The following is a 23667-nucleotide window of genomic DNA, read 5'->3' as shown; positions in this document are numbered from 1 at the left end:
CGGGGCGGGCGCTTCGCTTCCTCCCCGCCGGATCGGGTGCTGCCCTTTTCGCTGCCGCTCGACTGGACTTTCGCCAAAAGAGGGGGGATGCTCATCAGGGACAAGGTGCGACCATGAGAAAACAAAACGACAATCCCGCTGATCCGTTCAAAAAAGCCCTGGCCGAGGCCACCAAAGTCATGGCCGATGATCCGGAGCTGAGCGTTTCCTACACCGTTGACCCCTCGGGCGTGTCCGGTGACAATATGCGCCTGCCGCAGGTCAGCCGCCGCATGACCCGCGAAGAGGTGCTGCTGGCACGCGGCACCGCCGATGCGCTGGCGCTGCGTCGCAAATTCCACGACGATGCCACCCACGCAAAATATACCCCCCAGGGGGAAATGGCGCGCGACCTTTATGAGGCAATGGAAACCGCGCGTTGCGAGGCCATGGGCGCGCGGCATATGCCCGGTACCGCCAGCAATATCGACGTCAAGATCCGCAACGAAGCCATCCGGCGCGGCTATGACCAGATGAAAAGCTCATCCGAGGCACCACTGGCGGCCTCGGCAGGCTACCTGGTGCGCCATTTGGCCACTGGCCGCCCCCTGCCCGAGGGCGCCGACAATGTGATGGAGCTGTGGCGCGGCTTTATTGAAGCTCAGGCCGGGGAAACACTCGAAAATCTTGACGACAAGATCGCCGATCAGTCCGAATTTGCCAAATTCGCCCGTAAGATCATTGCTGACCTTGGCTATGGCGACCAGCTGGGCGATGACCCGGATGAACTGGACGACAATCAGGATGACGAGGCCGAGGACGACGCCGAAGAGCAGCCCGACCCCGATAGCAACGGCGAAGACGATTCCGACGACGAGCAATCCGAAGCCGACGCCGAACAGGCCCAGGAACAGCAGCAAGACGAAAGCCAGGCCCAGGTCTCTATGGATGAGATGGCCGAGGAAGAGCTGACGGAAGAAACCGAAATGCCCGACGGTGAGGCACCGCTGGACCCACCTCCGCCACCCGCCGCGTCAGAGGCGGACCCGGATTACAAGGTGTTTCTCGACACCAATGACGAAGAAATCGCTGCCGAAGATCTGGCGGAACCGGCCGAACTAGAGCGCCTGCGCGCCTATCTTGACCAGCAACTGGAACCGCTGAAAGGTGCCGTGTCGCGTCTGGCGAACAAATTGCAGCGCCGCCTGCAGGCCCAGCAAAACCGGTCATGGGAATTTGACCTGGAAGAAGGCATTCTGGATGCCGGGCGTCTGGCGCGGGTGATTGCCAACCCGACAACGCCCCTGTCCTTCAAGCGCGAAAAAGACACCGAATTCCGCGATACCGTGGTGACGCTGCTGCTGGACAACTCCGGTTCGATGCGGGGACGGCCCATTTCCATCGCCGCGATCTGCGCCGATGTTCTGGCCCGCACTTTGGAACGTTGCAACGTCAAGGTCGAGATTCTCGGCTTTACCACCCGCGCCTGGAAGGGCGGGCTGGCCCGCGAGGCCTGGCTCAATGACGGGCGGCCGCAGATGCCGGGGCGCCTGAATGATCTGCGCCACATCATCTATAAGTCCGCCGACAGCCCCTGGCGCCGGGTGCGCCCCAATCTGGGACTGATGATGAAAGAAGGCCTGCTGAAGGAAAACATCGACGGCGAGGCGCTGGAATGGGCCCACCGCCGGATGCTGGGCCGCCAAGAGGCCCGCAAGATCCTGATGGTGATTTCCGATGGCGCGCCCGTTGATGACAGCACCCTGTCGGTGAACCCGGCCAACTATCTGGAAAAGCATCTGCGCGATGTGATCGCCATGGTGGAAAAGCGCAAACAGGTAGAGCTGCTGGCGATTGGTATTGGCCATGATGTGACCCGCTATTATGACCGCGCGGTCACGATCACCGATGTTGAACAGCTGGCCGGCGCCATGACCGAACAGCTTGCCGCGCTGTTTGACAGCGACCCCCGCGCCCGCGCGCGGGTCATGGGCATGCGCAACGTCGGCTAGCCCCTGCAAAACATCCGCCAACAGCGGCCTGCCCTGTCGGCTGGGGTTGCTGTTGGCGTGAAACCTAATCCCGGGCCTGCCGCATTTGGCAGGCCCCCGGCGTTCTGTACCAACGCCCGCCCAGCCTGAGCCCAGATAAAACCGTCGAGGAGACCGCCATGTTTCAGAATTTTGACGTCACCGCGCGCCCCGAACAGGGGCCTCCCCGCCTGCAAGCCCTGCGCGCAGAGCTGTCCCGTGATGGATTGAACGGTTTTCTTGTCCCCCGTGCCGATGCCCATCAAGGCGAATATGTCGCCCCGCGTGACGAACGGCTCAGCTGGCTGACGGGGTTTACCGGGTCAGCCGGGTTCTGCGCCGTGCTCGATACCATAGCCGGCGTTTTTATTGATGGCCGCTACCGCACCCAGGTCAAACGTCAGGTCGCCGCGGATTTCACCCCGGTACCCTGGCCCGAGGTATCCCTTGCCAGCTGGTTGAAAGAGCAGCTGCCACAGGGCGGCAAGGTCGGCTATGATGCCTGGCTACACGCCAGCGACCAGATCTCTCGCCTGGTGCAAGACCTGGCAGGAACCGGGATCGAACTCGTGCAGTGCGACAACCTTGTTGACAGGATCTGGCAGGACCAACCCGCGCCGCCGCTACAGCCTGCCCTGCCCCATGCGCTGAGCTATGCAGGCGAAGCCGCGGCTGACAAATGCACCCGGCTGGCAGCGGATCTGCGCGCCGCCGGTCACAGCGCTGCCGTGATCACCCTACCCGACAGCATCATGTGGCTGCTGAATATTCGCGGTGGCGACATTCCCCGCAACCCGGTGGCACATGGCTTTGCCATTCTACATAACGATGCGCGGGTTGATTTGTTCATGGCAACTGAAAAGCTGCATCAAATCACCGATCACCTGCCCGACAGCGTCGCCTGCCACCCGCCCCGCGACTTTCTCGACGCGGTTCAGGCGCTTGACGGTATGGTCAGTGCCGATGCCACCAGCCTGCCACAGATCGTGGCAGATGCGCTTGGGGATCATCTGGTTGGTGCGGGCGACCCCTGCGCCCTGCCCAAGGCCCGCAAGAATGCCGCTGAGATCGCCGGCTCCGCTGCCGCCCACCTGCGCGATGGGGCCGCCGTGGTAGAACTGCTCGCCTGGCTGGATGCCCAGCCAAGCGGCACGGTGACCGAGATCGAGGTTGCCAAACGCCTGGAAGAGCAGCGCCGCCGTGACCCTGCTCTGCGCGACATCAGCTTTGAAACCATTTCCGGCACCGGTGAAAACGGTGCGGTGATGCACTACCGGGTCACCGAAGAGACCAACAGCCGCCTGGAAGAGGGCCATCTACTGGTGCTCGACAGTGGCGGGCAATATCTGGACGGCACCACCGATATCACCCGCACCATCGCCATTGGCACGCCTGGTAACGAGGAAAGCGCCGCCTTTACACGGGTGCTGCAAGGGATGATCGCCATCTCGCGCCTGCGCTGGCCAAAGGGGCTGGCAGGCCGCGATATTGAAGCCATCGGCCGAATGCCGCTCTGGCTGGCCGGGCAGGATTTCAATCATGGGCTGGGCCATGGCGTTGGTGCCTATCTCAGCGTGCACGAAGGCCCGCAACGCTTGAGCCGGATTTCTACCGTACCGCTGGAAGTGGGGATGATCCTATCGAATGAACCCGGCTATTACCGCGAAGGGGCGTTTGGTATTCGCATCGAAAACCTGCTGGTGGTCGAACCGGCCTCGGCGCTGGACGGCGCTGACCCGGATCGCGAGATGCTGAGTTGGCGCGGGCTGACCTATGCCCCAATCGACCGTCGGCTAATCTGCCTCGACATGCTGACTGCGACAGAACGCGACTGGATCAACGCCTATCACCGTGAAACCGCAGAAAAACTGCGCCCCTACGTTAGTGAAGATGCACGCGCTTGGCTGGATGACGTCACCCGGCCAATCTGATATCAGCTTGTTACATTTTTAGGGCATACAAATATGCCAAGAGACGCAATCAGGGGGAAGACTATGAGCACAATCCGTATTCGCAAAGCAGGAGGCACCTGGGTTGTTCGTTCTGGTGGTGCGGTGCTTGGTGAAAGCACCCGTGCGCTGGAACTGGACGAAGAGGGCCATGCGCCAGTGATATACTTCCCCCGCGAAGACATCGCCGTTGCCTTTCTTGACCCCAGCAAAAAGACCACCCATTGCCCACGAAAGGGCGATGCGACCTATTATTCGATCGTCAATAAATCCTCGGTCACGGAAAATGTGGTCTGGAGCTATGAAGCTCCGAATGAGGCGCTCGCGGAGATCAAAGGCTATCTTGCCTTTCACACCGGCGAATCCGTCAAAGTAGAACAGATCTGAGGCCGCGATGGCTGCCGGGCAATGCCTGGCAGTCCGGTTGCCGCCCTTCGGCCCGACAACAGCGCGTCCTTCTGCGGGCAAAACAGCTGGGTGATCATCGCCACGCCAGCCGATGCCACAGCGATGCAGCCCAGCCCCACTATAGTCCCAATTGCCGTCAGGAAACGAGCAGCACAAGCTTAGCCTGGCACCAAACTGGCACCTGACAGCCGCACATAGGGCGACGGCTCTTAGCTTCGGGTGCAATAGTTGCACCCGACAGAACCCTAGCCAAATATTTTGATATGGTTCACTCGTTAAAACCGGCAGCCCTGTGCACATCCTTTGCACACCGACGCGCGGAAACCCTACTAAAGAATTAGAGAACAGCGCGGCACAGATTACGCCGCATATCCTCCAACCGATCATCAGAGCTAAAGACATTGGTCTCTAGCGCGCATTGGATCGTGTAATCAATCAGTGCTTCCAAAGAAGCCTTTTCTTTTTCCCGCTCGCCTACAACACGGTCTTGAGCGGCCTCTTCTGGGCCGTTTTCTAAAGTACGCATATTGTTCCTTCCGCACTTTTGTAACTTTTATTACCGTTCTGCCAGATTCCGTTAGTTGAAGCGGTTAATCAATAGAAAGTAAAAATTAACCTATTTGTGAAGCAGATAGCGAAAAAATGATGGGGATTTGCAACAGATTGCGCCTCTTTCCCATTGACTCCCCGCCGTGTCAGCCGGTTTTTTTGGGGTACCCGGCACGATCAAAAACTGATTCTACAACGCCATGCACAGGTCAATGCTCTGCTAACTATGCTCTTCGGCAGCGACCGCAATCAAAGCGCGATTATAAGATTTCAACGCATCTACATGGTAGATTGCCCCCAGTATGCTCTTGTCGCCGTCATCCACGCCTATGACCGGTAGAAACGGCTGATCAGAGCGATCAAAGAGCGGCAGCGCCGCCTCCAGCGTGGCATCAACCCGCAGGCAGAGGTCCTGTTCGCATAGCGCCTCGCAAGCCTCCAGGCTGGGGGCGCGCGGATCCTCTAGCGGGCGCATCACCGCGCCGACTCTCAGCATCGTCAACAGATAGGCCTGCGGCCCTGCCGCACAGTGCACATTGCGCTTCTCCAGCTGGGTCAGAAAGAAGGAGCGATCCACCAACCGCGAGGCCAGAGCGGTGGAAATCGACACTGCCACCATCACCGCCAGACCAATCTGCCAATCCCCAGTCAATTCAAACACGATTAGGGTGGTGGAAATCGGTGCGCCCAACACGGCTGCCGCCACCGCGCCCATTCCCGCAAAAGCATAGAGCGTATGGGTGCCAGACACATCCGGCAGGAAAGAGGTGGCCACCAGCCCAAAGGCAAGGCCGGTGATGGCGCCAATCATCAAAGAGGGAGAAAACACGCCGCCGCCCATCCGGCCGCCCATGGTGATTGCCACGGCGACGGTTTTGGCCACAACAAAGATCAGCGCCTGTGACAGCACCAGCCCGCCTGTCAGCGCCAGTTCGGTGGTCTCATAGCCCACACCAATGATATGCGGATACCAGATGGCAATGCAGCCCAGCATCAGGCCGGAAATTGCCGGGCGCAGCCAGCGCGGGATGCGCAGCCGCTGTTGCACCACATCGCCGACATGATCGGCAAAAAAGATCGCCCGCATCAGCACGACAGCAACCAGCCCACAAATCACCCCCAGCATCAGAAAGGCCGGCAATTCCACATAGAACTGCAAGGCCCCCGGGGTCGTCATCGAAAATTCCGCCACATCGCCATAGGCAAGGCGGTTGATCACGGTGCCCGCTACCGAGGCAATCACAATCGGCGCAAAAGCATGCACGGCAAAATGACGCAACACCACCTCTAGCGCAAAAAGCGCCCCTGCGATTGGTGCATTGAAACTGGCAGATACTGCCGCCGCCACAGCGCAGCCCAGCAGGTCACGCCCAGTGATACCATCAGCGCGGATCTTGTCACTAACCCAGCTTGACATCACCCCGGCCAGATGAACCACGGGCCCTTCTCGCCCAGTGGAACCGCCCGTTGACAGCGTCAGAAACGACGCCACTGCCGAGGCCAGGCCAGAGCGCGCCTCAAGCCGACCCTCGTTCAGGGCAGCGCCTTCAATCACATCCGCAACGGATCGCACCCGACCATCGGGGGTAAAGCGATCCAACAGCAGCCCTACCACCAGCCCGCCGACACCTGCAATCAGCACCAGCCAGTACCAGGGAAGATCGGCGGCAAAACTATGCAGGTATTTCACGTCATCCGCGCCATAGACCCAGGCCTGCAGGGCGGAAATTCCCTTGCGAAACAGCAGCGCGGCAAAGCCCGCACCGATCCCGATCAGCAGCGCGATCACCCAGAACTGAAACTGGCTGGGGCCTCGGTGCAGCAGAACCCGCCACAGATCACGCGCCGCAGACCGGCCCTGGGCAATAACGGACGTGACAGAAAGGCCTGACTGCTGGGGCATGGGAACCTGTAGGGGCTGATATATGCGCGGATTAGTTCAAAATATGGCTGATATCGTAAATATTTAATTGGGATTTCACCATAGCCCAGGTTTTTCTGGCCCCGCTGTGCCAGTACCCCCAGCACCCTGGGAATCCAAATTTAGCTAGCCAATAGCGCGCGGGCCGCGGCGCGGGCTTCTGGTGTGATGGTATCGCCCGAAACCATTCGGGCAATTTCGTCCACGCGCTCACCCGCGTCCAGCGGTACGACTTCGGAGAGGGTGCTGCCTGCCTCAACCCGTTTTTGCACCCGCCAGTGAAAACCGCCCTGGGCCGCGACCTGCGGCGAATGAGTCACCACCAGCACCTGGCCTGACCCGGCCAGGGATTTTAGCCGACGCCCCACCGCATCTGCGGTCGCGCCGCCGACGCCGCGATCAATTTCGTCAAAAATCAGTGTCTTGCTTTGATCACTGCCACGCAGGCAGACTTTCAGCGCCAGCAAAAACCGGCTTAGCTCTCCGCCCGAGGCAATCTTGTTCAACGGCCCAGAAGGCGCCCCAGGATTGGTCGCCACGGTAAAGGCCACCGCGTCCTGACCATCGGGGCCGGGTTCGGCGGGCTCTACATTGGTCTTGAAAACGGCGCGCTCCATCTTCAGCGGTGCCAGCTCTGCCATCACCGCCTGATCCAGCGCATCTGCTGAGGCCAGACGCGCAGCGCTCAAGGCCTCGGCGGCGGCCTGATAATCGGCTTCGGCCAGACGCAGCGACGCCTCTTGATCGGCCAGATCGCGATCGCCGGCATCCAGATCGGCCAGTTTGCCGCGCAGGACATCCGCATGCGCGGCCAGATCATCCGGCTGCACCGCATATTTGCGCGCCAGCGCCCGAATTTCGAACAGGCGCGCTTCGCAGTCTTCCAGATCGCCGGGGTTGAAGTCCAACCCCTCGAGAATGCGTGTCACCCCATCCTGAGCCTCGCCCAACTCGACCATGGCGCGGCTCAGCGCGCTCAGCGGTGCATTCAGCCCGGTTTCCTCGGCCCGTTCCACCCCTTCCAGCCAGCGCTGCGCCTCTCCCAAAGAGGCCTCGGCGCCGTCACTCAGCAAGGCATGGGCCCGGGCGATATCCCCCCGGATCCGCTCGGCCTGCTGCATCTGGCGGCGGCGTTCATCAAGTGCTTCATCCTCGCCAGCCTCGGGGTTAAGCTTATCTAGCTCGGCCACCGCATGGCGCAGGAATTCTTCTTCGGCCCGTACAGCATCCAACGCGTCGCGCGTCGATTGCACCCGCTGCTGCGCCTTGGCCAGCGCCCGCCAAGCCCGGCGCGTCTGCGCCAGCAGATCGCCAGCTGCGGCAAAGGCATCCAGCAATGTTCGGTGGCCGCGCGGGTTCAAAAGCCCGCGATCATCATGCTGGCCGTGCAGCTCTACCAGAGTTTCAGACAGGCGCCGCAACACCTCACCAGAACAGCGCCGATCATTGACCCAGGCCGTCTTGCGCCCCTCAGCGGTATTAATCCGGCGCAGCACCAATTCCGCCCCACCGGGCAGCCCGGCCTCGTCCAGAATGGCATGGGCAGGATGATCCGGAGCAAGGTCGAATTCAGCGATCACCTCGCCCTGGGCCGCACCCTGACGCACCAGATCGGCACGCCCGCGCCAACCAAGCACAAAGCCCAGAGAATCCAGCAGGATCGACTTGCCCGCGCCGGTTTCCCCGGTGAGCACATTCAGCCCCGGCTGAAACGCCAGTTCAAGGTGGTCGATGATCAGCAGATCACGAATATCAAGTGCGCGCAGCATAGCCGATTTATCGCCTGTTCCGTCGTCTGGAAAGTTACAGCCAGCGCCCTTTGATCGACTGGCGGTAGATCTGGCTCAGCCAGTTATTGCCACGATCTTTAAGCTTGAGCCCCTGTGATGTCAGCAGTTTATAGCTGTCTTCATACCATTCGCTCGATTGGTAGTTGTGGCCAAGAATGGCGCCAGCGGTCTGTGCCTCTTCGGTCAAGCCCAGCGACAGATAGGCCTCTACTAGGCGATGCAGCGCTTCGGCGGTATGGCTTGTGGTCTGGAAATCCTCGACCACCACGCGGAATCGGCTGATCGCCGATGTATAATGGCCCCGGCGCAGGTAATAGCGGCCGATTTCCATTTCCTTGCCGGCAAGGTGATCAAAGGCCAGGTCAAACTTCAGAATGGCCGAAGTGGCATACTCGCTATCGGGATAGACCTCGATTACGGTGCGCAGCGCTTGCAGTGCCTGAAATGTCAGCCCCTGGTCACGGCCGACTTCGTCAATCTGGTCATAATAGCTGAGCGCAAGAAGATACTGCGCATAGGCCGCATCTTCATCGGTGGGGTAGAAATCAATATAACGCTGAGCCGCAGACCGGCTGCCTTCGTAGTCTTTGGAGCGGTGATTGGCAAAGGCCTGCATGATCAGGGCCTGTTTGGCATATTCCGAATAGGGATAGAGCCGCTCAATTTCAGAGAAATAGTAGGCGGCATCCTCGGTGCGATTGCGGGCCAGCTCAAATTCACCGCGCTCAAAAATCTGCTGGGGGGTGTAGGTTTCCAACGGCACTGCCTGTTCAGAGGCGCCACCGTCCCCACCACATCCAGAAAGTGCTGCCATCAAAAGAGCCGCGCCGATGATTTTGGCTCCTGCCTTGATGCCGATCATATTGCCTAAACCTCACCGTCTTTGACTGTCGGGTGTCATGCGCCCCGGTTCTGCCCCGTTTAGCACATTCATCCGGCGTGCAAAACGCCTTTCACCCACTTCGCCCCCACTTGGCAGAGAATGTTTGGCAGGGTCAAGCCTGACAAGCGTGCAACAGCCACCTGCCGAGAGCAGAACAGGCAAAAGCCCCGCCGAAACGGGGCCATAGGCAGAGAGGTAAGCAAAGTAAGAGTGCAGCTTTAGACGACTGATAAATGGATCCAGGACGCCGTGGCCAACAAAAATCACACTGGAAAAATCACACTGGGATGTATCAGGCGACCCGACGGCTGAGGCTGGGGATTTCAGAGCGCACCAGGCCCTGGCCCGGCAGGCGGGATGCCATCGCCACATCGCATTCAACGCGGCGCACGGCCCCAGGCGTCGCAAAGAGCGCCCGCAGCAGAGTGTTGGTGAGCGCGTGGCCGGCCCGATCACCTGTATAATGCCCCAGCAATGGCCCACCGGCCAGCGCCAGATCGCCAAGCGCATCCAGCATCTTGTGGCGCACCGGCTCATCCGAGTGACGCAGGCCTTCGCCGCTTTCAACCCGGCTGCCATCAAAGACGATAGCGTTTTCACCCGGTACACCCCCCAGGGCCAAGCCATTTGCCTGCATGGCCTCGACATCGGCGCGACGGCAGAAGGTGCGGCTGTCGCAAAGTTCGCGCACAAAGGCACCGTTGCGCAGGTCCAAGGCGCGGCTTTGACGGCCAATGGCCTGCTCTGCAAAGTCGATGTGAAATTCAATCATCAGGCGATCACAGGGAACCAGGGTGGCAGTGGCGCCATCCTTTTCAACCGTGACCGGCTTCAGCACTTCGATGGCGGTCACGGGTTTTGTCAGGCGGCGAATGCCCTGCCCCATGATCCCGCGCACAAACTGCGCGGAAGACCCATCAAGGATCGGCACTTCAGGGCCATCCAGTTCGATCAGCGCATTGTGCACGCCGCAGCCCGCCAGGGCCGCCATCAGATGTTCCACAGTGGAGATGCTGACACCAGCGCCATTGACTAGGCGGGTGCACAGCGCAGTGCGTTCCACATGATCCCAAAGAGCCGGAACAATACGATTGCCCAAAGCAATGTCAGTGCGTTTGAAAACGATGCCATGGTCGGCAGCGGCCGGTTTGATCACCAGACGAGCGGATCGACCTGAATGCAGACCAACCCCTTCAAATGTCACCGATGCTTTAAGCGTATTCTGCACCTTGTGCTCCTACTGACCATGTCCGGCGACTGGCACCGTGTTGACTGAACAGGTAAGGATTTCACGAAAAAGCCACAACTCAATCTTTGTAACGGATTGAAACATCCCTGTAACAGATCGGCAAAACACTGCTTAGACATATACAAGTCACTGTATCAAAAGCAAAAAAGGCCACCCGAAGGCGGCCTCTTAATCTTGATTAGTGAAAGATTAATTTGCTTGGCGGCGCAGGAACGCGGGAATTTCGATCCGTTCTTGCTCTGCGTCGGGCTCGTGCTGCTGCATCGGCTGCGGCGCGGCCTGCTGCTGTGGCGCAACGGCATGCTGCTGCATGGGGGGTTGCTGGCGCACGGGCTGCGGTTTGGCAGCCTGCCCCTCGGCGGCACTGCCGGTCATCCGGTGGATCAGCGAATTCAGGCCAAACCGGCGCTGTTCAGACTGCGCCTCTGCATGGTGCCCACCGGGGGCGGCCATTGGACGCTGCTGCATCTGCGGCTGAGATGCCGGTTGCTGCTGTACCGGCGCGGATTGCTGCCCCTGCTGGGCCCGCGCGGCGGCCGCCTGCAAACGCACGATTGCATCGGCAGAAGGTGTTCCTGGCGCGGGGGCCTTGGGGGCCACAAAAGAGGCCTCTGGCTGTGCATGAGCTGCCGGGGCCTGTGGCTGATAGGCGGGCTGTGGCTGATAGGCCGGCTGTGGCAGACCATCCTGGCCCAGATCCTCTACCTGTTCAAAGACCTCTTCCACAGGGGCCTGGGCGGCGTGCTGCCCTTCCATGCCTTCAAAAAGCGATGGCTCCTGCGGTGCAGGCGCGGCTTCTGCGATTGCAACCTGTGGCTGTTCCACCGGAGTGCTCAGCTCTAGCGGTGCCGGGCGCGCATCTTCAACGCTGACAGATTTTTTCAGCGGCGCTGACATCGGCCGACGCGGGACCGGAATTTCGGTCATGACGTCGGTGGCATCAATGCCTGTTGCAACAACAGAAACCCGCATCTTGCCTTCCATCGCCGTATCAAGCGTTGAACCAACGATAATATTTGCCTCTGGGTCCACCTCTTCGCGGATCCGGTTGGCAGCTTCATCCAGTTCAAACAGCGTAAGATCATGCGCGCCGGTGATATTGATGAGAACACCCTTGGCGCCGCGCAGGCTGATTTCGTCCAGCAGCGGATTGGCAATGGCTTTTTCGGCGGCCTGAACCGCGCGATCTTCGCCCTCAGCCTCGCCGGTGCCCATCATCGCCTTGCCCATTTCGTCCATTACGGCGCGCACATCGGCAAAGTCGAGGTTGATCAGGCCAGGACGAACCATCAGATCGGTGACACCTTTGACGCCCTGATACAGCACGTCATCCGCCATCGAGAAGGCCTCGGTGAAGGTGGTCTTTTCATTGGCCAGGCGAAACAGGTTCTGGTTTGGAATGATGATCAGCGTATCCACGACCTTTTGCAGGGCTTCGACACCCTCTTCGGCCTGCTTCATCCGTTTGTTGCCTTCAAACTGGAACGGCTTGGTAACAACACCAACCGTCAGAACGCCCAGCTCTCTTGCGGCCTGCGCGATGATCGGGGCCGCACCTGTCCCGGTGCCTCCGCCCATCCCGGCCGTGATGAAGCACATATGCGCCCCGGCCAGGTGATCAACGATCTGCTCGATACTTTCTTCTGCCGAGGCAGAGCCAACAGAAGGCCGCGCGCCAGCGCCAAGCCCTTCGGTGACTTTCACCCCCAACTGGATGCGGCTTTTGGCGGCATTCTGCTGCAGCGCTTGCGCATCGGTATTGGCGACAACAAAGTCGACGCCTTCCAATTCTTTGGCGATCATATTGTTGACCGCGTTACCACCTGCACCACCAACACCGAACACGGTGATTTTAGGGCTCAGTTCTTCCTGCCCGGGCATCGAAAGGTTCAATGTCATGCTCTTTCCGCCTATCTATAAGCCCTCCCGCAAGGGCTATTCCTGTCTAAATCCGCCTCAATCATACCGTGATGGCAGAGTCTCGTCATCCTAAAAAACGAAAACCACCACAAAATATGGCTATCATACTGGGTGAAATCCGCAAAATTTCGCTCATCCCGGCAGATTTGGTGGAATTTGATTCACCCACCACAACAGGCGCAGCGCCCCGGCAAAATGCCAGGGGCGAAACCTTGAAAGTTATGGCTGCACACTGCTCGTTATGCCTATGTCGCTTTTGCGACAGTTAAATCTTTGTTAGCCGGTTTTTTCGGCCCTGTCACCCAGACGCTTCAAGTTTTCCACAGGCTGGGGATATTTTTTTCACTGCCCTACCAATTGTCCTTGAACCAGCGCACAGCGCGGCTGAAAGTGCGGCCGGAATTGCGATCAACCGGCGTTTCAAAATCCCACCATTCGTCCTGGGGATGCGCAGCAAAGAGGCTAAGCCCAACCGCAGCGGCAAAGCCAGGGCCAGTCGCCGATTGCGGCAGGCCGTGTACCCGCAGCGGACGCCCCAGCCGCACCTGCTGCCCCAGAATGCGCGTTGCCAGCCCATCAAGACCCAGGATCTGGCTAGAGCCGCCGGTCAGCACGATCTGTTGGCTGGGCAGATATTCAAACCCGGCCGCATCCAGGCGCGTGCGCACCTCTTCGAGGATTTCCTCAACCCGTGGCCGCATGATGCCAATCAATTCCGCCCGGCTGACGCTGCGCCGATCATGTTCCCAATCGCCGGTATCCCCACCGATATCGATCATGTCGCGATCATCGACCCCGGTGGCATGCACCCCGCCACAAAAGGTCTTGATCCGCTCGGCATTGGCCATCGGCACGCCCAGCCCCATCGAGATATCGCTGGTGATGTGATCGCCGCCCATGCGCACCGCATCGGCATAGATCATGTGTTTCTTCATAAAGATCGAAATCGAGGTGGACCCGCCGCCCATATCGATGCAGGCGGCCCCCAGTTCCTGTTCATCTTCCACCAGGGCCGCATAGCCCGACGCATAGGCAGAAGATGCAATTCCCGCCAGCTCAAGATCGCAGCGTTGAACGCAGCGCACCAGATTCTGCACCGTGCCAGTGTCGACGGTAAGCATATGCATATCCACCGCCAGGGTCTGGCCCAACTGGCCACGTGGATCTTCCAGACCGCTGCGATTGTCGAGCGCAAAATTCACCGGCTGCGCATGCAGCACCTCACGCCCGGCACCATATTCCGGCACCTCGCAGGCCGCCAGAACCTGGGCGATTTCCGACTCTGAAACCTCCTGCCCATCAAGATCCAGCTTGGCATCCAGTCCGTAAGAGCGCGGATTGGCACCGGAAAAGCTGGCGATAACGTGGTCAACCCGCAGCCCGGCCATCTTTTGCGCCGCCTGTACGGCGGTACGGATGGCGCGTTCGGTTTCCTGCATGGCGGTGATTTCGCCAAATTGCACCCCGCGCGACCGAGTGGTCGCCGCGCCAATCACCCGGAACCCCGACTGCCCGGCCAGAGAGCCGATGGAGTTATCCTCGCTCAGCCGGTTGGTGCCATCAAAGCGCAGGACCAGACAGGCAATTTTTGAGCTGCCAATATCCAAAATCGCCACAACACCGCGCTGCAGCGCCTGTCGGCGCATCTGCCGCATCGCCCGCTGGGACTGATAAAGATCCGTCATCCTAGAACCCACCCTCGTTCAACTCTCTGATGCGCCACCAGTTTTCCACTGCATGGTCTGTCATGCGCACGGTTGGCCGTGCTGCAATCCGCATATCCACCACCGCGACATCGCGCTCCAGCAGATCCTGTACTTCGCTCACCACAATCACCCGCTCCAGCGCCTGAACCGGCTGTTCCTGTGGCAACAAGATGCGCTGCCCCCGGTCAAGAACCAGGTCCCAGCGACGTTCGCCAATGCGCACCAACCCGCGCAACCGCCCACCAAGCGGGCGCGCCGTTTCTATCAACTCCAGCGCTTCGACCGCCACGACATCGGCAGAACGCCCCGCAATCAGCGGCAGATCCGGGTGCATGGCGCGGCGGCCCAGTTCAGCCACATGGGCGCCGCTCTCATCCAATAACGCCAGCCCCTCATGGCTGCGCCAAATCAGGGCGGGTGTGCGCTCTTCCACGTCGATCTGCAGAACGCCGCCCGGGCGAATACGCACATTCGCAGACTTGATGGGTGCCAGGGATTCGATCTCAGCGCGGATCTGCGCCAAATCCAGATCAAAAGAACTGATCGGGAAATCAATTGGCATTACTTCGCGCACATCCTGCGCCACCGAAGGCCCTGCCCCGTCCACCGCCATGACATTGACCATGAATTCAGGGCGCTCTTCGATCGCGGCCCGAAAAGACGCCAGAGTGTCAGATACCATCTCGCGCCGCGCCGCATCCGCCAAAAAGGCACCGCCCGCCGCCAGGGTAAGACAGAGGGGCACGCCAAATTTCAGGCCAAAGCGAATGCCGGGCGTCAACATCCAGCGCTGCAGCCGATACTTCAGCCGAGATGGCGCTGGGTCAGCATGGCTGTGCGTGTTGCGGGCCGAGCCGGTGATCCGATCCTTCAGCGTCCGCATGATGCATCCTCGACCAACCAGGTACAGAGCGCACCAAAAGAGATGCCGCACTGGGCGGCCTGTTCCGGCGCCAGCGAGGTTGGCGTCATGCCGGGCTGATTATTGGTTTCCAACAGGATCAGCCCATCGGTGCCTTTTGTCTCGTCCCAGCGGATATCAGTCCGGCTCAGTCCTCGACAGCCCAGGGCCTGATGCGCCCGCAGCGCATAGTCCAGGCATAGGTCGCGGATCTCGGTTGGGATCTCAGCTGGCACCACATGGCGCGAGCCACCGGGCTTGTACTTCGCATCATAGTCGTACCAGCCATCGGTCAGGATATCGGTCACCTCCAGCGCGCGATCCCCCAGCACCGAAACGCTCAGCTCGCGGCCCGGCGCAAAGGCTTCGACCAAGACCTCTTCGGGCATATCCGCCGAGAGGCTCGGCGGGCCGTTGGCCGCCTCATGCACCAGATAGATGCCGACGCTGGAGCCTTCGTTATTGGGTTTGACCACATAGGGCGGCACCATCACATGATCCGCCATCACCGCTTGCTTGGGAAAAAGGCCGCTTGCCATCACCGGCAGGCCTGCCTCTTGAAACACCATCTTGCTGCGCTGCTTGTCCATCGCCAGGGCCGAGGCCAGCACACCAGAATGGGTATAAGGCAAACCCATCCATTCCAGCAGGCCCTGAACACAGCCGTCTTCGCCCCAGCGTCCATGTAGGGCATTAAAGACCACATCCGGCTTGATCACATTCAGCTGTGCGGCCAGGTCTGGCCCCGCGTCAAGCTCTGTGACTTTAAATCCTTCGCCCCGTAGCGCGGCTGCGCATTCGCGCCCACTCGACAGAGAGACCTCACGTTCTGCAGAGGGTCCGCCCAGTAGTACCGCCACTTTCGGGAGTGTTCTGCTCGACTCACCCACGATAGCGCCTCAAAATTATCGGGCTTTTGCCCTTGGTTATTGGAGCCTGAAACCGGCCCGCATAGTCTTTGGGTCATTGCCCGTCTGTACCAGGGCTGATCGCCCCTGTTCTTGGTGTCAGATCTTTAATCCGCCACCGCCGCAAACAACTGCCTAGGCTGCCTGCCGCTATATTTTCGCGCCCATCTGTGGGGCTGTTTTCGCCATCATAACGCCGCAAATATTACCGGGGCATTAACGGCCGCTTTACCATGTTCAGATCCGGACCCGCCTGTTAGGGCCTGCAACGGTCCAGACCTTCTATCAAACTATAATTGTTTGAAAAGACAGGATTACCAAAATGTCTCGACGTTGTTACTTTTGCTCGAACAGGGGGTCTCCGACCCTCATGATTTCCCACTCTAGCGTCAGCCCGGAATTGGCGTAAACCTTTTTTCTGACATTTTCGCCCAAAGTTTCCAAATCTGCGGCAGATGCGCCACCCATGTTAATCATAAAATTCGAATGCTTCTCACTCATCTGGGCACCACCGATGCATGCCCCGCGCAGCCCGGCATCGTCAATCACCTTCCAGGCCTTCAAATCCTGCACATCGTCAGCCTGCCCTGTCGATGAAAACCCAGCCGGATTGCGAAAGGTCGACCCGGCCGAACGTTCCTTGGTCGGCTGGGTTTCATCGCGTTTTTTCAACTGCTCAGCCATGCGGGCCTGCAGCGCCTCGGGCTCTGCCGCAGCCGCGCGCAGGGTAGCCGAGACCAGAACAGCGCCCTCCGGCAGGGTCGTCTGGCGGTACTGGAACTGCAAATCCTCGGCGGTGATGTCCCGCAGCACACCATCGCGGGTGACCATCTGGGCCGAGACAAAGTGATCCGCCACATAAGAGCCATAGCAGCCCGCGTTCATTCGAACCGCGCCACCAATGGAGCCAGGAATGGTACGCAGAAATGTCAGGTCACGCCCCGCATCTGCCGCGCGCTTGGCCACATGCGCATCCAGCGCCGCTGCGCCAGCGGTCACCCGATCACCGTCGATTTCAATCCCATTGAAGCCGCGCCCCAGACGGATCACCACCGCCCGCAGCCCCCCGTCGCGGACGATCAGGTTCGAGCCAACCCCCATTGGGAAGATCGCTACATCCCTTGGTAGATGCGACAAGAAATGCTGCAGGTCTTGGACATCAGCAGGCTGGAAAAGATAGTCGGCAGCACCGCCCACCCGCAGCCATGTCAGCTCGGACAGATCACGGTTTTGCGTCAGCCTGCCACGGATCCCTTCGATAATCATCAAACGCTCTTTCCTCTGTCCGACCCTGTGGGACCATCTTCTTCACTTTCAGTCGCCTGTATCCCGTCAGCGGGGAGGAAGACAACGGTTCTGTGGTGCCAAACCGCGCGCCGGATCGATCAAAGGCGGCTTTTAGCCGAAATGACCCTGCATCAGCCTAGTCGGCATCCACGTCCTCTGCCGCCGCAGCATCGCGGGACGGGACATCGCGGGACGGGGCAATTCCCAGCCACCGCAGCAGATAGATGACCGGCCAGCGCAGCAGGCTCATGCCAGCAAAAAACACAGCCAGCCCCCACCATGGGCCGTTTTCATACGTCACATAGCCAAGCAGCGGAATGCCAGTGGCCAGCAGGAAATAGGCGCGCCGCCAGTGATTGTCACGGCTGGGCAGCATTGCAAGCAGATTGGCCAGCAAGGCCCACAGGGCCGCAAGTGTCAATGAAACGGTCATTCCTTTGCTCCCTTCGGCTGGCGCCATTTAGTCCAATAATAGCGGATCGGACGCCGATAGATTGATACCACCGCAAACAGCCCAAAGACCACCAGACCCCAGCCCTGAGTGATCCCCAGCCAGATCAGCAGCACCGGCGCCAGCGCCAACAGGATGCGCCCCGGTACAAAATGCCGCTCGACCGGCAGCATGGCAACTGCCGTGCTGGCAAAAACCCAGAGGATGGCGGCAAGAATGCTCATCGCGCAGGGCTTTGCCAGGGCCACCCAATTTGCCACCCGATCTGCCGCCTTGGCCGTGCCAACCGGCCCTGCTGTCTGCGCGCCGACCTATCCGCAGGCCACAACATCAACAGGCGCGGCGCAGCCGGTCCGGCAAGCCAATTGCCCAGGTGCTGATGGTGCCCGCCCCCAGACAGACCACCATATCCCCTGGACGGGCCTTCTCGCGCACCAGGCTTTCCAGGTCGTCCTCGCTCAGCAGTGCCTGGGCGTGACGGTGCCCATGGCGGATCATCCCCGCCACCAGATCGTCGCGGCTGGCACCGGGGATCGGGTCTTCGCCGGCGGCAAAAACCTCGGCGATGGCAACCACATCGGCCTCGTTGAAGCAAAGGCAGAAATCTTCGAAAAGATCAGCCAGGCGCGAATAGCGGTGCGGCTGATGCACCGCTATCACCTGCGCGCCTGGGGTATCGGCGATGGCCTGACGTGCCGCCTTCAGCACCGCCGCAATCTCTACCGGGTGGTGGCCATAGTCATCAATGATGGTGACGCCGTCTACCTCTCCGACCTTGGTAAAGCGGCGATTGACGCCGCCAAAATTGGCCAGCGCTTCGCGGATTTCGCTGCTGTTCATGCCCAGATGCCGCGCCACCGCCACAGCAGAGAGCGCGTTGGAAACATTGTGATCCCCCGGCATCGGCAGGCTGCAGCCCTCGATCATCCGGTCTTCGGCCTGCAGGTGAATGTCAAAATGCGCAATCCCTGCCTTATAGGTCAGATTGATGGCGCGCACATCGGCCTGGGCGTTGAACCCATAGGTCACCACCCGGCGGTCGGTAATGCGCCCAACCAGCGCCTGCACCTCGGCGTGATCGGTGCAGCAGACCGCAACGCCGTAAAAGGGAATGTTAGAGACAAATTCGTAAAAGCCATCGCGCAGGGTATCAAAATCACCCCAGTGCTCCATGTGCTCGGGGTCGATATTGGTGACCACGGCGATAGTGGCCGGCAGACGGTTGAAGGTGCCGTCGCTTTCATCCGCCTCGACCACCATCCATTCGCCCTGCCCCATGCGGGCATTGGACCCATAGGCATGAATGATACCGCCATTGACCACGGTGGGATCGAATTTTCCCGCGACCATCAGCTCTGCCATCATGGTGGTGGTGGTGGTTTTGCCATGGGTACCACCAATGGCAATATTGGATTTCAGCCGCATCAATTCCGCCAGCATTTCTGCACGGCGCACCACCGGCAGCCCGCGACGGCGCGCTTCGTCCAGTTCCGGGTTGCCGGGCTTGATCGCAGAAGAGATCACAACCACTGCAGCGCCTTCCAGGTTTTTTGTCTCTTGGCCGACAAAGACCAGAGCCCCCAGCTTTTCCAGCCGCTGGGTGATCTTGGAGCTTTTCAGATCAGAGCCCTGCACCACATAGCCAAGGTTCAGCAGCACTTCGGCAATGCCGGACATGCCAATACCGCCGATGCCGACAAAATGAATGGGGCCAACGTCGCCGGGCAGTTTGGTTGCAGGGTTCATGCTTATCCTTCCTCTGCCAGCTGCTCGACCAGGGCCACCAATCTTTGGGTGGCATCGGGAACACCGGCGCTCAATGCGGCAAGCGACATTTGCTGTGCCGCTTCTGGGTTGCTCAAAACAGCGCTGATTTGCGCGGTTAGCGATGCGACGTCAAGGGCGCTTTCCGGAATCAGAATGGCGCCACCCGCATCAACCAGCCCACGGGCATTGGCGGTTTGGTGATCGCCAGTGGCCGCAGCATAGGGCACCAGGATCGATGGGCGGCCAATGACAGATATATCCGCCACCGAAGACGCCCCAGCGCGCGAGATCACCAACTGCGCTTCGGACATACGCGCGGGCACATCCTTGAAGAAGCTCTGCACATCGGCGCTGATGCCATGGCTGTCATAAAAGGCGCGCACCCGCTCCATGTCTTCGGATCGGGCTTGATGCGAAATGCGCAGAAACCTGCGCATGGCCTCTGGCAGGGCAGCAATGGCGGCCGGGACCACATCAGACAGGATGCGCGCGCCCTGGCTGCCGCCCATCACCAGAATCGACATCGGGTAATCCCCCGGCGCGATATAGCCCGCACCGGCGCGTTCCATCACTGCAGCGCGCACCGGATTGCCCACATGTTCGTGCGGTACCGTATCAGGCAGATTGGTCGGCCAGGTGCCGCAGGCAACCCCGGCAACGCGGCTGGCAAACAGCTGGTTCACCCGGCCCAGCACACCGTTTTGTTCGTGGATCATCCGCGGGCGTTTCAACAGGGTCGCCGCCCCCAGCGCTGGAATTGACGGATAGCCACCAAAGCCGATCACCACATCGGGGCGATCACCGCGCATCTGCAGTGCCATCGACACAACACCAGCGGCAATCTTTGGCCCCACCAGTGCCTTGGCCAGGATCCCGCCCCGGGCAAAGGTCGCCGAAGACACCTGGGAAATTTCAGTACTATGGGGAAAGCCGCCTGTGTAGCGCGCCCCACGTGCATCGGTCGACAGTTTCACCCGCCAGCCTTTGCGGAGCATGGCCTCGGCCAGGGCCTGGGCCGGAAACATATGGCCACCGGTGCCACCGGCGGCCATCAACAGCAGTTTCTGTGTCATATCAATCGCGCTTCTATATCTGCGGCTGGTCCGCCACCTCGGGCAGCGGCCAGCTCTTGGGTCTTTGCTCAGCCGCGCCCGCGTCCGCGCAGGAAATCGGCGATCTCACCCTGCGGTCTTGCACGGGTAAAAGACAAGAGCATCCCCAGCGCGATCCCGCCGGCGATCAGCGAAGACCCGCCGTAACTGACAAAGGGCAGCGTCATACCCTTGGCCGGCAAGAGCCGCACCGCAACCCCCATGTTGATCATCGCCTGCACGCCAAACATGCAGACAAGCCCAGTGCCCGCAAGGCGGATAAAGATATCGCGCTCACGCATCAGCCGAAACAGCGACCGCACCACCACCAAGGCGTAAAGCCCGATCAGCACCAGCACCAGGATAAGCCCGTATTCTTCGGCTGCGACCGCAACGATGAAATCGGTATGGGCATCCGGCAGCGACCACTTCACCTGGCCTTCGCCGACGCCGACGCCAAACAGCCCGCCTTCGCGGATCGCATTGGTGGCATAGCCCATCTGGGTGGTCGGGTCGATTTCCGGGTTCAAGAACCCATCAATACGGCGGGCGAAATGTTCGGAACTGGAATAGGCAAAGACCCCCCCCATGACCACAACCGCCGCCATGCCGACCAGCAGCAGCATGGGCGCACCAGCGACAAAATACATCACGCCCCAGCCAAACAGGATCAGACAGGCCTGACCAAAATCGGGCTGCAGCACCAGCATCATCACCACTGCCATGCAGATCCCAAAGGAAATCAGGGTACCAGGCGGTCCGTTGATCTGCTGGCTCGAGGCAATCATCCAGGCCGCCACCACCACAAATCCCGGCTTCAGAAACTCCGAAGGCTGCAAGGATGCAAAGCCGAGTGAATACCAGCGCACAGCCCCCTTGCCGAAATCGGTGCCCAGAACCGGCAGAAAGGCCAGGGCCACAAAGGCACAGATAAAGCCGATGACCGCCAGCCGTCGCACCAGCTGCGGCGACATCATCGAGGTGAGGATCATCGCGGTCAGCGCCGTGGTGCCAAAAATGGCCTGGCGCTGCACATAATGGAAATTGTCAAATCCGTTGCGCTCTGCCAGCGGCACCGAGGCCGCAAGCCCCAGTAAAAGCCCCAAGACAAAGAGCGCCAGAATGCAGGACATGGACCACTTGTCCAGAGTCCGCCACCATTTGGGAAGGATCGGTTCACCTGTGGATACAGGAACCGCGCCATAGACCATCTCAGTCATGGGAACACCGCCAGAAATTTTGCCTCGAGAAAGCCCCATTTTGGGGTCATTGATGCCAGACTAGCCGAAAAACGCTGTTCAGGCCAGTCCCTTGATGCCCGCGGCGCGGCAAAATCGCCGCCAGTCAACCCGCAGACCGAGCGCCCATAGAGCAGACCGCCACTAGCCAGGCACCCAGACAGGTAAACCGACGGGCCAGCGACGGGCCGACGGAGGGACCAACAGGCAGGTCAACAGACGCGCCGCGCCCCTTGCACCGCTCGGGCATCCATGGTGGATGCGGTCCATGTATGTAAACACCGTGATTCTTGGGGCTGGCGCTGCCGGCATGATGTGCGCCATCCAGGCGGGCGGCGATTGCCTGGTGGTAGATCACGCCAAGGCGCCAGGCGAAAAAATCCGCATCTCCGGCGGCGGCCGGTGCAATTTCACCAATCTGGACACCACACCGGAAAACTACCTGTCGCAGAACCCGCATTTCTGCAAATCCGCCTTGGCGCGCTATACCCAATGGGATTTTATCTCGCTGGTGGATCGCCACGGCATCGCCTGGCATGAAAAAACCCTGGGCCAGCTGTTCTGCGACGGGTCCGCCAAGCAGATCGTCGCCATGCTGGTGGCCGAGATGGCCCAGGTCGGCGCCGAGCTCTGGCTGCAGACCACAGTGCAACAGGTGCAGGCGCGCGGCGACGGCTATCAGCTGACGCTGCTGCGTGACGGGGCGCAGCAGTGCATTGACTGCAAAAACCTGGTGCTGGCCACTGGCGGCAAAAGCATCCCCAAGATGGGTGCCACAGGCCTCGCCTATGACATTGCCCGCCAGTTTGACCTACCAGTGCTCGACACGCGCCCCGGGCTGGTGCCCTTCACCTTTCCCGAGGGGCGCTTTACCGCCCTGGCCGGCACCGCCCTGCCCGCGCGCCTGTCCAATCCCCGCGCCAGCTTTGACGAAGCGCTGCTGTTCACCCATCGCGGCCTCTCCGGCCCATCGGTGCTGCAACTGTCGTCCTATTGGCACGAAGGCGAAGCAATCAGCCTCGACCTGATCCCCGAGATCGACCTCTTTACCCTGCTGCGCGAGCAGCGCCAGACCCAGGGCCGCCGCGCCCTCACCACTGAACTCGCCCGCCACCTACCGGGCCGCCTGGTGGATTTCCTTGCCACCGAATTCAACATCTCAGGTCGCCTGGCCGACCAATCCGACAGCGCCTTACAAAGCCTCACCACCGCGCTGTCCCACTGGGCGCTCACCCCGGGCGGCAGCGAAGGCTACCGCACCGCCGAGGTCACGCTTGGCGGTATCGACACCGATGCGCTCTCCTCCAAAACCCTACAGGCAAAATCCCGCCCGGGCCTCTATGCCATTGGCGAAGCCGTGGATGTCACGGGCTGGCTGGGTGGCTACAACTTTCAGTGGGCCTGGGCCTCGGGCCATGCCGCAGGCTGCGCCATCGCCGCCCGGCGCTAGCACCGCCGCTGCGGATCCGACATCTGAACCTCCGTTTCGGAGCCACCCTTGCCGTGCCCGGATCAGGACAGACCGCAAGCTGCAGGGTCAAGACAAATCGCCGAGGGGCTCCGCCCTGAGGGGAGACGGCTATTTGTCTTGACCCTGTGGCGCGGTCTGTGATCACAGGGAAAAAGGCAGGGGAGGCCTC

General features: G+C 60.5%; 19 protein-coding genes. 4 read left to right on the top strand and 15 right to left on the bottom strand.

Going from position 1 to position 23667, the window contains the following annotated elements; genetic code table 11:
* Nucleotides 1-113 precede the first annotated feature (113 nt).
* The 3 genes from cobT to LRK71_RS00940 all read left to right on the top strand — a co-directional run bounded on the left by cobT (nucleotide 114) and on the right by LRK71_RS00940 (nucleotide 4345).
* A complete protein-coding gene (cobT, locus tag LRK71_RS00950) occupies nucleotides 114-1991 on the top strand; it encodes a cobaltochelatase subunit CobT (RefSeq protein WP_232400440.1) in 1878 nt (625 codons plus the stop codon).
* Between the two features lie 158 nt (nucleotides 1992-2149).
* Nucleotides 2150-3940, top strand: a complete 1791-nt coding sequence (locus LRK71_RS00945; protein ID WP_232400439.1) for an aminopeptidase P family protein — start codon at nucleotides 2150-2152, stop codon at nucleotides 3938-3940.
* A gap of 63 nt (nucleotides 3941-4003) precedes the next feature.
* A complete protein-coding gene (locus tag LRK71_RS00940) occupies nucleotides 4004-4345 on the top strand; it encodes a DUF427 domain-containing protein (RefSeq protein ID WP_232400438.1) in 342 nt (113 codons plus the stop codon).
* Nucleotides 4346-4703: 358 nt separating this feature from the next.
* On the opposite strand, the gene LRK71_RS00935 is transcribed toward LRK71_RS00940, so the two are convergent.
* The 15 genes from LRK71_RS00935 to ftsW all read right to left on the bottom strand — a co-directional run bounded on the left by LRK71_RS00935 (nucleotide 4704) and on the right by ftsW (nucleotide 22009).
* Nucleotides 4704-4892: a hypothetical protein gene (locus LRK71_RS00935; protein WP_232400437.1), complete on the bottom strand. Its 189-nt coding sequence runs from the start codon at nucleotides 4890-4892 to the stop codon at nucleotides 4704-4706.
* Between the two features lie 243 nt (nucleotides 4893-5135).
* Nucleotides 5136-6818, bottom strand: a complete 1683-nt coding sequence (locus tag LRK71_RS00930; RefSeq protein WP_232400435.1) for a chloride channel protein — start codon at nucleotides 6816-6818, stop codon at nucleotides 5136-5138.
* 140 nt (nucleotides 6819-6958) lie between these two features.
* Nucleotides 6959-8605, bottom strand: a complete 1647-nt coding sequence (gene recN, locus LRK71_RS00925; protein WP_232400432.1) for a DNA repair protein RecN — start codon at nucleotides 8603-8605, stop codon at nucleotides 6959-6961.
* 34 nt (nucleotides 8606-8639) lie between these two features.
* The gene (locus LRK71_RS00920) at nucleotides 8640-9488 is read right to left on the bottom strand and encodes an outer membrane protein assembly factor BamD (RefSeq protein WP_232400431.1); all 849 of its coding nucleotides are present in this window, start codon (nucleotides 9486-9488) and stop codon (nucleotides 8640-8642) included.
* A gap of 313 nt (nucleotides 9489-9801) precedes the next feature.
* Entirely contained in the window at nucleotides 9802-10737 is a 936-nt protein-coding gene (gene lpxC / locus LRK71_RS00915; RefSeq protein ID WP_232400429.1) for a UDP-3-O-acyl-N-acetylglucosamine deacetylase, read from the bottom strand.
* Nucleotides 10738-10947: 210 nt separating this feature from the next.
* Complete coding sequence (ftsZ, locus tag LRK71_RS00910; protein WP_232400428.1) at nucleotides 10948-12657, bottom strand: cell division protein FtsZ; 1710 nt, start codon at nucleotides 12655-12657, stop codon at nucleotides 10948-10950.
* Nucleotides 12658-13028: 371 nt separating this feature from the next.
* Complete coding sequence (ftsA, locus tag LRK71_RS00905) at nucleotides 13029-14363, bottom strand: cell division protein FtsA (RefSeq protein WP_232400427.1); 1335 nt, start codon at nucleotides 14361-14363, stop codon at nucleotides 13029-13031.
* 1 nt (nucleotide 14364) lies between these two features.
* Nucleotides 14365-15267, bottom strand: coding sequence for a cell division protein FtsQ/DivIB (locus LRK71_RS00900; protein ID WP_232400426.1), 903 nt, complete (start codon nucleotides 15265-15267; stop codon nucleotides 14365-14367).
* Nucleotides 15255-16175 carry a D-alanine--D-alanine ligase gene (locus tag LRK71_RS00895; RefSeq protein ID WP_232400425.1) on the bottom strand — a complete coding sequence of 307 codons (921 nt, stop codon included), beginning with the start codon at nucleotides 16173-16175 and terminating at the stop codon, nucleotides 15255-15257. Before LRK71_RS00895 ends, LRK71_RS00900 begins: the two co-directional genes overlap by 13 nt.
* A gap of 354 nt (nucleotides 16176-16529) precedes the next feature.
* Entirely contained in the window at nucleotides 16530-17459 is a 930-nt protein-coding gene (murB, locus tag LRK71_RS00890; RefSeq protein ID WP_232400424.1) for a UDP-N-acetylmuramate dehydrogenase, read from the bottom strand.
* Nucleotides 17460-17616: 157 nt separating this feature from the next.
* Nucleotides 17617-17913, bottom strand: a complete 297-nt coding sequence (locus LRK71_RS00885; RefSeq protein ID WP_232400423.1) for a DUF2484 family protein — start codon at nucleotides 17911-17913, stop codon at nucleotides 17617-17619.
* Nucleotides 17910-18155 carry a DUF2484 family protein gene (locus LRK71_RS00880; protein ID WP_232400422.1) on the bottom strand — a complete coding sequence of 82 codons (246 nt, stop codon included), beginning with the start codon at nucleotides 18153-18155 and terminating at the stop codon, nucleotides 17910-17912. Before LRK71_RS00880 ends, LRK71_RS00885 begins: the two co-directional genes overlap by 4 nt.
* Nucleotides 18156-18261: 106 nt before the next feature.
* The gene (murC, locus tag LRK71_RS00875; RefSeq protein ID WP_232400420.1) at nucleotides 18262-19677 is read right to left on the bottom strand and encodes a UDP-N-acetylmuramate--L-alanine ligase; all 1416 of its coding nucleotides are present in this window, start codon (nucleotides 19675-19677) and stop codon (nucleotides 18262-18264) included.
* A 2-nt stretch (nucleotides 19678-19679) separates the two neighbouring features.
* Complete coding sequence (locus LRK71_RS00870) at nucleotides 19680-20771, bottom strand: UDP-N-acetylglucosamine--N-acetylmuramyl-(pentapeptide) pyrophosphoryl-undecaprenol N-acetylglucosamine transferase (RefSeq protein WP_232400418.1); 1092 nt, start codon at nucleotides 20769-20771, stop codon at nucleotides 19680-19682.
* 68 nt (nucleotides 20772-20839) lie between these two features.
* Nucleotides 20840-22009 carry a putative lipid II flippase FtsW gene (gene ftsW / locus LRK71_RS00865; protein ID WP_232400416.1) on the bottom strand — a complete coding sequence of 390 codons (1170 nt, stop codon included), beginning with the start codon at nucleotides 22007-22009 and terminating at the stop codon, nucleotides 20840-20842.
* Nucleotides 22010-22295: 286 nt separating this feature from the next.
* Between ftsW and LRK71_RS00860 the strand changes: the two genes are divergently transcribed.
* Nucleotides 22296-23477 carry a BaiN/RdsA family NAD(P)/FAD-dependent oxidoreductase gene (locus LRK71_RS00860; RefSeq protein WP_232400415.1) on the top strand — a complete coding sequence of 394 codons (1182 nt, stop codon included), beginning with the start codon at nucleotides 22296-22298 and terminating at the stop codon, nucleotides 23475-23477.
* Nucleotides 23478-23667: the final 190 nt, after the last annotated feature.

Source organism: Pseudophaeobacter flagellatus (genome assembly GCF_021228235.1).
In the GTDB taxonomy this organism is placed as follows: Bacteria; Pseudomonadota; Alphaproteobacteria; order Rhodobacterales; family Rhodobacteraceae; genus Pseudophaeobacter; species Pseudophaeobacter flagellatus.
This window is presented reverse-complemented; position numbering and strand designations above follow the sequence as displayed.

Coding starts and splice junctions, on each gene's coding strand:
- recN (WP_232400432.1), bottom strand. CDS start 8,605: ATGCTGCGCGCACTTGATATTCGTGATCTGCTGATCATCGACCACCTT.
- ftsZ (WP_232400428.1), bottom strand. CDS start 12,657: ATGACATTGAACCTTTCGATGCCCGGGCAGGAAGAACTGAGCCCTAAA.
- murC (WP_232400420.1), bottom strand. CDS start 19,677: ATGAACCCTGCAACCAAACTGCCCGGCGACGTTGGCCCCATTCATTTT.
- LRK71_RS00900 (WP_232400426.1), bottom strand. CDS start 15,267: ATGCGGACGCTGAAGGATCGGATCACCGGCTCGGCCCGCAACACGCAC.
- LRK71_RS00935 (WP_232400437.1), bottom strand. CDS start 4,892: ATGCGTACTTTAGAAAACGGCCCAGAAGAGGCCGCTCAAGACCGTGTT.
- LRK71_RS00880 (WP_232400422.1), bottom strand. CDS start 18,155: ATGAGCATTCTTGCCGCCATCCTCTGGGTTTTTGCCAGCACGGCAGTT.
- cobT (WP_232400440.1), top strand. CDS start 114: ATGAGAAAACAAAACGACAATCCCGCTGATCCGTTCAAAAAAGCCCTG.
- ftsA (WP_232400427.1), bottom strand. CDS start 14,363: ATGACGGATCTTTATCAGTCCCAGCGGGCGATGCGGCAGATGCGCCGA.
- LRK71_RS00870 (WP_232400418.1), bottom strand. CDS start 20,771: ATGACACAGAAACTGCTGTTGATGGCCGCCGGTGGCACCGGTGGCCAT.
- LRK71_RS00920 (WP_232400431.1), bottom strand. CDS start 9,488: ATGATCGGCATCAAGGCAGGAGCCAAAATCATCGGCGCGGCTCTTTTG.
- LRK71_RS00860 (WP_232400415.1), top strand. CDS start 22,296: ATGTATGTAAACACCGTGATTCTTGGGGCTGGCGCTGCCGGCATGATG.
- LRK71_RS00945 (WP_232400439.1), top strand. CDS start 2,150: ATGTTTCAGAATTTTGACGTCACCGCGCGCCCCGAACAGGGGCCTCCC.
- murB (WP_232400424.1), bottom strand. CDS start 17,459: ATGATTATCGAAGGGATCCGTGGCAGGCTGACGCAAAACCGTGATCTG.
- LRK71_RS00940 (WP_232400438.1), top strand. CDS start 4,004: ATGAGCACAATCCGTATTCGCAAAGCAGGAGGCACCTGGGTTGTTCGT.
- LRK71_RS00930 (WP_232400435.1), bottom strand. CDS start 6,818: ATGCCCCAGCAGTCAGGCCTTTCTGTCACGTCCGTTATTGCCCAGGGC.
- ftsW (WP_232400416.1), bottom strand. CDS start 22,009: ATGACTGAGATGGTCTATGGCGCGGTTCCTGTATCCACAGGTGAACCG.
- LRK71_RS00885 (WP_232400423.1), bottom strand. CDS start 17,913: ATGACCGTTTCATTGACACTTGCGGCCCTGTGGGCCTTGCTGGCCAAT.